Origin of the sequence: Pseudomonas sp. BJa3 (genome assembly GCF_026343815.1) — a bacterium.
GTDB classification, from domain to species: domain Bacteria; phylum Pseudomonadota; class Gammaproteobacteria; order Pseudomonadales; family Pseudomonadaceae; genus Aquipseudomonas; species Aquipseudomonas soli.
In genome coordinates this window covers 1-276 of record NZ_JAOXMC010000148.1, presented here as the reverse complement: position 1 = coordinate 276, position 276 = coordinate 1, and the positions used below count along the sequence as shown (strand labels likewise).

Annotated in this window: 1 protein-coding gene; it reads left to right on the top strand. The window is 66.7% G+C overall.

Annotated elements, in window-relative coordinates:
• On the top strand, window positions 1–276 hold a 276-nt coding region (locus tag OH705_RS27205; RefSeq protein ID WP_267303436.1), incomplete at both ends, for a hypothetical protein.

Here is a 276-nt window from a genome sequence, read left to right as displayed (position 1 = left end):
GCAGGACGGAGGCGGCAAGCGGTCCGGCGCGGGCCGCAAGACGGCCAAGAAGACCGCGAAGAAGGCGCCCACGAAAGCGGCCAAGAAAGCGACGAAGAAGGCTGCCAAGAAGACGGCGACCAAGAAAACCGCTGGCAAGACCGCCAAGAAGGCCGTGCGGAAAGCCACGAAGAAGACGGCCCGCAAGACCGCGAAAAAATCCGCGCCCCGCAAGACGGCGCGGAAGACCGCCAAGAAGGCCGTCGGGAAGAAGACCGCCCGCACACGCAGCGCGCG